This is a genomic window from Aeromonas sp. QDB68 (assembly GCF_027707405.1).
GTDB lineage: Bacteria > Pseudomonadota > Gammaproteobacteria > Enterobacterales > Aeromonadaceae > Aeromonas > Aeromonas caviae.
Genome location: NZ_JAPCIQ010000111.1, coordinates 1 through 9954, shown reverse-complemented (window position 1 = coordinate 9954; position 9954 = coordinate 1). Strand labels below are relative to the sequence as shown.

The window sequence follows — 9954 nt, the reverse complement described above, 5'->3', positions numbered from 1 at the left end:
TTCGAAGACTTCGCGGTGAGCCTGGTGGACAGCGACGGGGACTCGGCCTCGAACACCCTGAGCGTGCAGATCGTGGATGACGTGCCGACGGCGAAGGATAACAGCGTTACGGTGACGGAAGCCGGGTTGCCTCCATTCAACCTCGTCTTGGTGATCGATACTTCGGGCAGCATGCTCTGGAAGATAGGCACGACCACTAATGGATCCCCGAATCGTCTGGAACTGGCCAAGAGTGCGTTGAACCACATGATTGACTCTTATGTGGCTCTGGGGGTTCCCCTGACCATCACAGTAATCGATTTTGCCAGTGGTGCTTTGCTGATCCCGCAGACGAGCGATACCGACGTGGCCAAGGCCAGCATCTCCGGCCTGCCAACAGATGGCGGTGGTACCAACTACAATGCGCCTCTTGTATTAGCACAGAACCAATTGACAGCCGATCTAGCCAATCCGGCATTGGCTGGTTACGAAACCAAGGTCTACTTCCTGTCGGATGGTGCACCCAATGAGGGCAACGTGCCGGCAGGCTGGACAAGCTTTGTGAACAACAACAACGTGGAGGTCTATGCCGTTGGCCTCAACGTCAGTGGCAACGCATCGGCCATTTCGCAACTGGCCCTGGTGGAGGACAACGGTGACACCGTGACCCTGGTCGATAACATCAATGACCTGGATGCCACCTTGCAAGCCACAGTGCCGCCACCGGCGACCGGCAACGTGATCACCGACGTAGATGGCAGTGCTGGTGTGGATGTTGCGGGTGCCGATGGCCTCGTGACCATAGTGCAGATCAGCTTTACCGTCACCAATCCGGCTGCTTATGCCGGGGTGGCCGACAGCATCAACGGCAATGTCGTGACCTTCCTGGTGCAAGGCGGCACAACGGGTCCCATCCCGACGCCGGCAGGGGGCCGACTGACCGTGAATGCGGACGGTTCCTACTCCTACTCACCCCCCAATGATGTGGTGGCTCATACCCAGGAGGTCTTCACCTACATCATCGTGGATTCGGACGGCGATACCTCCAGCGCCCAGCTGAAAATCCTGGTACTGGATACGTCCCCCATCGTCGCCTCCGTGTTTGAAGACGGCCTGCCCACAGGCTTGCCAGGCAACAATCCTCTGCTGACGACGGTCAGTGGGTCTCTGGCGCAAATGGTGGTGGATAGTGTGGGGGTCAGCTTTGGCATGGGGTTGACGGCAGGACTGCCTGCACTGACCTCGGGGGGCGTGGCGATCACTTATAGCATCATTCATGGTGCCGGGGTCGATACGCTGGTTGCCATTGCTGGCAGCAAACCCATTTTCACCCTGCAGGTGGAAAGTGATGGGGATTACACCTTCACCCTGCAAGGCTCCATTGATCATCCTCAGGGAGATGGAAACGATCTGGAGCTGAAGGCCCTCAACTTGTCCAGCGTGATTAACGCACATGAAGGCGTGGACAATGTCGCATTGATCCGCAATTTCATCGTCCAGGTGGAAGATGATGTGCCCTTCGTGATAACGCCTGCTGTGGGGGTCATGCTGAACCAATCGGGCGTGACGGGCACCTTCCTGCTGGATGGTGATGGTACCTTGGCAAACAATTATGGAGCAGATGGTGGGAGTATCCGCTTTGACAGTGCACTGAATGGTATCAATAGCGGAATGACGTCGGGTGGGTTGTCCATTACTTATTCGTTATCCTCAAACGGAACAGTTCTCACGGCTGCCACGGCTGCAGGGACTGTCTTCATCGCGACCTTGCAGCCTGCCTCTGCCACTTACCAAGTCCAGATGATAGGAGAGGTTGATGGTGGTCAGACTACGATAGACTTTAATGGTGGTGGCTATAACTTCGTCGGTGGCAACGGTCCTTGGGCTGGATTCACCGCTGTGGCTAATGACAGCAAGGATCTGCTGTTGACGGCGATGACGGGTGGGGTGGACGGCGGTACCGTTAATACCACAGCCAATACCGGGGGGATCAGTGGTGGAGCATCTATCGGCCTCGGTGAGGCTATGCGGATCGACTTTGTTGTCGATCTTACAGGTTCTCCCGGGAGTAGTGGGTCTTATGGCGACCCAGCCACACATGCCTTTGAGGCACACTACGACGTCAATGGTGCCTCGGCTCTGTTTACCGCAATCGGCAGTAGTGGATCCAGCGTGAAGATCGTTGCCCGTCAGGATGTAGACAATGACAACGATATAGGCGATGGAAACAAGGAGTCGTTGACAGCGGTGGCCATCAGCTTCAACGGCTCGACTAAGGTTGTCAGCATAGCTGCAGGCATGTCGCAGATTGTCTCCGTGGGAGGGCGAAACTTTACAGTGAACTTCAGTGATGATCATCCCGGTGCTGGTGTGGCCTATGTCGCAACCGTGGTGGGGGTGGTGAGCAATACCAAGTTGGCTGCCTACACGGCGGATGGGTATAACAGCCTAGAATTCCACTACGCTGCGGGCAGTGACTTCAAGATAGGGGACTTTGGTTCCAGCGTTGCCACTCCTGGGATCCCGGTCAGTCTGCAACTGCCAGTCACACTGACTGACGGGGACGGCGATGCAGTCCACAGGAATATCGGACTAAGCCTGTTGCCGGAAGCCCCGTTCACAGCAGACTATGATGCCGCCGCCAGCGCTGTGAATGTGACCTTCAACAGCACGCAAGGGCATGCCATCGGCTCCGATTTTGGGGACAGCATAACAGGGAACAGTCTGGACAATATCTTGTCGGGTGGCGCCGGTGATGATCTGCTCATAGGAGCTGGCGGCAAGGATACCTTGGTCGGGGGAACCGGAAACGACCAGCTGGATGGAGGCAGTGGTAACGATACCTTGCTCGGAGAGTCCGGCAACGACACTCTGACGGGGGGCCTTGGCAACGACATCCTGCTGGGGGGGGATGGCAATGACCTGCTGATTGGGGGTACCGGCAGTGATACCCTGACTGGTGGGGCTGGCAAGGATACCTTCAAATGGATGGCAGGTGATGCAGGAGGCACGGATACCATCAAAGACTTCACCACGGGGGCCAATGGAGATGTCCTGGACCTGAGTGAACTGCTCAGTGGTGAGCATGCCGATGCGAGCACACTGGATCACTACCTTACCTTTGCTTCTGGTCCGGGCAGTGGCAAGTCAACCCTGACCATTGATCTCGATGGAGCGGGAAGTGGCACCACGACTCATACCATCCTCTTTGACAACGTGGATCTGACGGCCGGTAAATCCAATCTGCAGGTCATTCAGGATCTGCTGGATCAGGGCAACCTCAAGGTCGATCCGTAAGCAGGGTATGGGGGCCGGGTGTGCCCGGCCCCTGTTATTTGATGGAGTGGGCAGATAAGATAGCTGCAGTATCAGGAGAGGGTCACCATGCAGTCATTCAACTGGGTCGACATCGACGGCATTCGCTACAGCTGGAACGGGCAGGACAATATCGTCTGCACCGGCCGCTTTGGTTATCAGGCCACGATGACAGGTGACACGCTCAATGGTCTGGAGCTGGAGAGCGAAGATGGTGAGGTGGCGGGGTTGCTGAATGTGGACTTTGCCGCTTCTCGTATCAGCTTCACGCCAGCAGAGGATGCCCCCCTGCCCCACATGATGGTGCTGGTCGGCCATGAGTGGGGGCAGCAGGAGTATTCGTTGCAGAGCCTGAGTGATACCTCCTTGCAGGGGCTGCTCAGCCACGGTGAGGAGCTTGACTGGGGAGCGCTGGCCGTCGTGACGACGTCCGAGCCGAATCTGCCATCACAAGGTCATGTTCTGTCGTGGGATTCGTTCCACTTTGAGGATGAGTCGCTGTTTGGCAGCCAGGCGCCTGCTCCCGTGATGACAAGTCATGGCAATTCAGGAGGAGGGGAGATCAGCATCAATATCGACATGACCAATCAGGTGCTGGACCAGATACCGCCGACACACGATATATGAATCCCAATCGACGACATGCATAATGACCTCCATCTAAATGATGGAGGTTTTTTTATGTGGCGTCCCCTTCTTACCCTGTCCGCGCTGGTTGTCAGTGCTCCGTTGCTTGCCATCGAGGTTCCCCAGGCTCCTCATCTGGTCGTCAGTGGCTATGCGGAGCAGAAGGCTGAACCAGACATGCTGACGCTCAATGTCGCCGTCACGGCACTGGAGAAGCAGGGCATCAAGGCCAAACAGCAGGTAGATACCAAGGTAGCTGCCTTCTTTGGCCAGCTTGAGAGCCTGGGCATCAAGCGCAGCGACGTGGAGGCTGGCAATCTGGTGATCTCCCCCGAGTACCAGTATCCCCAGAACAAGCAACCCGAAATGGTGGGTTACCGTGCCCAGCGTCAGCTGGCGGTCAAACTCTACCAGCTCGACAAGTTGAGCCAGCTGATGGACACCGCCCTCAAGGCGGGTCTGGAGTCCGTGACCCAGATAGAGTACGGCCTGAAGTCACCACAGGTCATCAAGGAGCAGGCCCGGCTTGGTGCTGTTGCTGATGCCACGAGCAAGGCGGAATCCCTGGCCAAGGCTTTCGGCATGAAGCTTGGCAAGGTGTATAGCGTTGAATACCGCAACAGTTCCCCCATGCCGGTCTATACCCGTGCCATGAAGGCTGCGGCAGCCCCTGCCGCCGACATGATGGAAAACAGCTATCAACAGCAGCAGATCAGCATCACTGACAATGTAGAAGCCGTCTTCCTGCTGGAATAACACAGCCCCTTTGTCCATCACTCAAACCCGAGGCAACCCCTCGGGTTTGTCATTGCAGGGGCTGGCAGGACAAGTGAGCCGCGAACTGGGTCAGGTGAAACGGGAATGGAATAAAAAAATACCGGTCAGTGACCGGCATTTTTGCTGGAGAGGCATGATGCCTAGCCCAGGTTGGTAGCCAGCTTGCGTTGGCTCTTCTGTTTGAGCAGATAGCCGATACCGAGTACCAGGACCCAGGCCGGGATCAGCTCGACCGAGATGCGGGTGCCATCGTTCATGTACATGATCACCAGGATGGCGGCCATGAAGGCGAGGCAGAGGTAGTTGCCAAACGGGCTCCACAGTGCCTTGAACTTGGTGGTGACGCCTTCTGCAGCCTTCACCTTGCGGAACTTGAGGTGCGCCAGGCTGATCATGGCCCAGTTGATGACCAGGGCGGAGACCACCAGGGACATCAGCAGACCAAAGGCCTTGCCCGGGATCAAATAGTTGATGAGCACGCACAGCAGGGTGGCCGCGGCCGAGATGGTGATGGCGGTCAGGGGCACGCCGCTCTTGTTGGTCTTGAGCAGGGCCTTGGGGCCGTTGCCCTGCTTGGCCAGGCCAAACAGCATGCGGCTGTTGCAGTAGACGCAGCTGTTGTACACCGACAGCGCGGCGGTCAGCACCACCAGGTTAAGTACATTGGCTACCAGGTTGCTGTCGAGCGCATGGAAGATCATCACGAACGGGCTGCCGCCTTCCACTACCTTGCCCCAGGGATAGAGGGAGAGCAGTACGGTGAGGGCACCGATGTAGAAGATGAGGATGCGGTAGATCACCTGGTTGGTGGCTTTTGGGATGCTCTTCTCGGGATTGTCCGCTTCCGCTGCCGTGATGCCGACCAGCTCCAGACCGCCGAAGGAGAACATGATGAAGGCCATTGCCATCACCAGCCCGCCGACGCCGTTGGGGAAGAAGCCACCCTGGGCCCAGAGGTTGCTGACCGTGGCCTCGGGGCCGCCGCTGCCGGAGAACAGCATCCAGCCGCCGAATCCAATCATGCCGAGAATGGCGACCACCTTGATGATGGCGAACCAGAACTCCATCTCGCCGAACGCCTTGACGTTGGAGAGGTTGATGGCGTTGATCAGCACGAAGAAGAAGGCCGCCGACATCCAGGTCGGGATCTCGGGCCACCAGTACTGGACATAGATACCGACTGCCGTCAGCTCGGCCATGCTCACCAGTACATAGAGCACCCAGTAGTTCCAGCCGGAAGCGAAGCCGGCGAAGTCACCCCAGTACTTGTAGGCAAAATGGCTGAATGAGCCGGCAACCGGCTCTTCCACCACCATCTCGCCCAGCTGGCGCATGATGAGGAAGGCGATGAAGCCGCCGATGGCGTAGCCCAGCAGCACCGCAGGGCCCGCCATCTTGATGGTGTCGGCAATGCCGAGGAACAGGCCTGTACCGATGGCACCGCCCAGTGCGATAAGCTGGATATGGCGGTTTTTCAGACCGCGCTTGAGCTCCTCGCCGTGTTGTTGAAGATCCATGCTTCCTTCCTTACGTCGCTGAAATCACTCGGCTCGCGTCCCGTCAGCCACAGCACTTCCTCTGCCTGGCGCGGCATCTTGTGCCGAAAACGTGACGAAATCCGTATTTATATCGTTACGGTTTGCCGCTGGCTGTTTTTTGTAGCGGCTACCAACCCGAGCAGAATAGTGATAATCGACCGTCCATGCACCTGTTTTCCTCATCATTGGCTGCTATTTTGTGCGCCATGCAGGTTTTTCATGATCTGGGAAGGGGTTTTGAGAGTGGTTGCTGGTTTTGTGTTCGGGTGGATTTTAATCTATTGACTCAGTCCGGTTTTCATGGCCTTGTTGCCCTTTGATAAAAAGGGACTCATATGATGGAGCGTATAGTCGGTGGCCTGGTGATGGCCGTGCTCTGGCTCGGGATCTGGCTATCCCCCATGTTGCTGACGATGGCGATGAGCAGCCTTGTTGTCTGGGGCTGGTTGGGAGCGGATTACCTGGTGAACCACATCGCCATGGTGCTCATCCTTGCTGCCGGGATGGGGATGGTGCCAGCTTGCTGGCTGAGCGAGCGAGTCCGCAAGGGCAGGGGACTCATCCATTTTCACGGCATGTTGATGAACAACAAGGAACTCAACAAGCCCTGAGCCTGCTCGCCCCGCGAGTGATGGGATGCCAGCGATGATGCTGGCATCATTTTTTCATCCTGTTCTTCTGTTTCGTTATCTTGCCACTGACTTGTTTAAATGGTGTGTTGTGCTGTCACAGCCTTGCAGGTTAGCAGAGCTGGCGGCGAAGGCCGGTCGCTTCCAGGATCTTGGCGCTGATCTCCTCGACCGAGTGGGAGCTGGTATCGAGGAAGCGGATCGCCTCCTGGCGGAACAGCCTCTCGACGCTGGCCAGCTCCTGTTTGCATTGATCAAGCGAGGAGTAGCGGCTGTTGGCGCGGCGCTGGTTGCGGATCTCGTGCAGCCGCTGCGGCATGATGGTGAGGCCGAACAATTTGTGGCGATTGGCCTTGAGGGCGGCGGGCAGCTCCAGCGATCCCATGTCCTGCTCGATAAAGGGATAGTTGGCGGCGCGAATGCCAAATTGCAGTGCCAGATAGAGGCTGGTCGGTGTCTTGCCGCAACGGGAGACCCCGATGAGGATGATGTCTGCCTCGTCATACTCCCTGGTGGTGATGCCATCGTCGTTGGCCAGCGCAAAGTTGACCGCTTCGATGCGATCGTCGTACAGCTTGCGGTTTTCCATGCCATGGGTGCGATGCAACCTGGGTTCGGCCTTGATACCGAGCTCCTGTTCGAGAGGGCTCACGAAGGTGTTGAGAAAATCGTGGCTGCTGGCCTGGGCCTTGAGCACCTCTTCACGCACCATGGGGTCGACGATGGTGTGAAACAGGATGGGGCGCACCCCGGTCTGGCGAAACTGCTCATCAATGCGTGCCCGTACCTGGCGCGCTTTCTCCTGGGTCTCGACAAAGGGGATGGTTACCTGTTCGAAGGCCAGGGGAAACTGGCTCAACACGGCGTGGCCGAAGACTTCGGCGGTGATGGCGGTGCCGTCGGATACATAGAATACGGTGTGCACTGCGGACTCCTGTGGTGCGCTCCAGGGGGCGGCGAGAAATAAGTATCTCTCGAAACCATATCGTTTTTGTCAACAGATCTGCCATGCCCAAGTTGTGAACTCGCTTGCAAACCTGAGTCGTTACCTTTTTGTGTCGCTATTGTAGAATGCCTGTGTCAAACGACCATCCCCAACTCTTGCTCGGGGATTTTTTTGACAATAAATAGAAAACGTTTTCATGGTCGTTGGCAACAGACACTAACAAAAACACACGACTTGGCACAGCAGGTGAATTGTCACCCTGGCCCCCCAACCTGGAGACATGCAAATGCAACAGTACGTACTCTGGTACGAACAGCTCGGTATGCAGGACGTTGAACGCGTCGGCGGCAAGAATGCATCCCTTGGCGAGATGATCAGCAACCTCTCGGGGGCCGGCGTGTCCGTGCCGGGCGGGTTTGCGACCACGGCCTTTGCGTTTAACGAGTTTCTGGAGTTAAGCGGCCTCAACGGCAAGATCCATGACCTGCTCGACACTCTGGATGTGGATGACATCGCCGCCCTCAACCGGGCCGGTCAGCAGATCCGCGACTGGGTGGTGGAAGCGCCCTTCCAGCCCGCTCTGGAGCAGGCGGTGCGCGAGGCCTATGACAAGCTGAGCGCCGGGCTCGAGGCATCCTTTGCCGTGCGCTCCTCCGCCACCGCGGAAGACATGCCGGATGCGTCGTTTGCCGGTCAGCAGGAGACCTTCCTCAACGTGCGCGGTATCGATGCCGTCATGACTGCCATCAAGCATGTGTTTGCCTCTCTGTTCAACGATCGCGCCATCTCCTACCGGGTCCATCAGGGCTATGACCACAAGGGGGTCGCTCTCTCCGCCGGGGTGCAGCGCATGGTGCGCTCGGACCTCGCCGCCTCCGGCGTCATGTTCACCCTGGATACCGAATCCGGCTTCAACGACGTGGTCTTCATCACCGGCGCCCAGGGCCTGGGCGAGATGGTGGTGCAGGGGGCCGTCAACCCGGACGAGTTCTATGTGCACAAGCCGACCCTCAAGGCCGGGCGCCCCGCCGTGGTGCGCAAGACGCTGGGCTCCAAGCTCATCAAGATGACCTACTCCGGGGATGCCGGTCATGGCCGTCAGGTGAAGGTGGTCGACACCACCGATGCCGAGCGCAACCGCTTCTGCATCACGGACGAGGAAGTGATGGCCCTGGCAAAGCAGGCCCTCATCATCGAGCAGCACTACGGTCGCCCGATGGACATCGAGTGGGCCAAGGATGGTCAGGATGGCAAGCTCTACATCGTTCAGGCCCGTCCGGAAACCGTGCGTAGCCGCCAGGAAGCCAATACCCTCGAGCGCTTTGCCCTCAAGCAAACCGGCAAGGTGCTGATCGAGGGGCGCGCCATCGGCCACAAGATTGGCGCGGGTCCGGCCCGTGTCATCTCTTCCATCAGCCAGATGGATGAAGTGCAGCCCGGCGATGTGCTGGTCACCGACATGACGGATCCGGATTGGGAGCCCATCATGAAGCGCGCTTCCGCCATCGTCACCAACCGGGGTGGACGCACCTGTCACGCCGCCATCATCGCCCGGGAGCTTGGCATTCCGGCAGTGGTGGGTTGCGGCAACGCCACCGACCACATCCAGGATGGTCAGCTCATCACCGTCTCCTGTGCGGAAGGGGACACCGGCTTCATCTATGACGGCGAGCTCGACTTTGACGTGGCGGTGACCGAGGTGGGCAACATGCCGCGCCTGCCCATCAAGATCATGATGAACGTCGGCAATCCGGACCGCGCCTTCGATTTTGCCCAGTTGCCGAATGCCGGTGTGGGCCTGGCCCGCCTCGAGTTCATCATCAACCGCATGATCGGGGTCCACCCCAAGGCGCTGCTGGAGTTCGATCAGCAGACCCCGGAACTCCAGGCCACCATCACCAGGATGATCGCGGGCTACGAGAGCCCCAGGGAGTTCTACGTAGCCAAGCTGACGGAAGGGATCGCTACCCTGGCGGCCGCCTTCTGGCCTGAGCGGGTCATCGTGCGGATGTCGGACTTCAAGTCCAATGAGTACGCCAACCTGGTGGGGGGCCGTGGTTACGAACCCCATCATCTTAATGCGAAAGGGGACTCCCTCCGACGTAGGTGGGAGGGGAATTTCGCCGGGGCGTCAGCCCCGCTG

At 58.2% G+C, this 9954-nt stretch carries 7 protein-coding genes; 5 read left to right on the top strand and 2 right to left on the bottom strand.

The window, feature by feature from the left end; translation table 11 throughout:
* Window positions 1-63 precede the first annotated feature (63 nt).
* The 3 genes from PG892_RS19835 (at window position 64) to PG892_RS19825 (ending at window position 4677) form a co-directional block, all read left to right on the top strand.
* A complete protein-coding gene (locus tag PG892_RS19835; protein ID WP_270825745.1) occupies window positions 64-3276 on the top strand; it encodes a type I secretion C-terminal target domain-containing protein in 3213 nt (1070 codons plus the stop codon).
* 87 nt (window positions 3277-3363) lie between these two features.
* Entirely contained in the window at window positions 3364-3921 is a 558-nt protein-coding gene (locus PG892_RS19830) for a hypothetical protein (protein ID WP_010675157.1), read from the top strand.
* A 54-nt stretch (window positions 3922-3975) separates the two neighbouring features.
* A complete protein-coding gene (locus tag PG892_RS19825; RefSeq protein WP_010675156.1) occupies window positions 3976-4677 on the top strand; it encodes an SIMPL domain-containing protein in 702 nt (233 codons plus the stop codon).
* 161 nt (window positions 4678-4838) lie between these two features.
* On the opposite strand, the gene PG892_RS19820 is transcribed toward PG892_RS19825, so the two are convergent.
* Window positions 4839-6215, bottom strand: coding sequence for an amino acid permease (locus tag PG892_RS19820; protein ID WP_010675155.1), 1377 nt, complete (start codon window positions 6213-6215; stop codon window positions 4839-4841).
* Window positions 6216-6571: 356 nt separating this feature from the next.
* Here PG892_RS19820 and PG892_RS19815 point away from each other — a divergent pair, with 356 nt between their 5' ends.
* Complete coding sequence (locus PG892_RS19815; RefSeq protein WP_010675154.1) at window positions 6572-6847, top strand: hypothetical protein; 276 nt, start codon at window positions 6572-6574, stop codon at window positions 6845-6847.
* Between the two features lie 130 nt (window positions 6848-6977).
* On the opposite strand, the gene ppsR is transcribed toward PG892_RS19815, so the two are convergent.
* On the bottom strand, window positions 6978-7790 hold the full coding sequence (ppsR, locus tag PG892_RS19810) for a posphoenolpyruvate synthetase regulatory kinase/phosphorylase PpsR (RefSeq protein ID WP_010675153.1): 813 nt from the start codon (window positions 7788-7790) through the stop codon (window positions 6978-6980).
* A gap of 307 nt (window positions 7791-8097) precedes the next feature.
* Between ppsR and ppsA the strand changes: the two genes are divergently transcribed.
* Window positions 8098-9954 (top strand): phosphoenolpyruvate synthase (gene ppsA / locus PG892_RS19805; RefSeq protein ID WP_270825744.1); only part of this gene is annotated, 1857 nt, incomplete at its 3' end.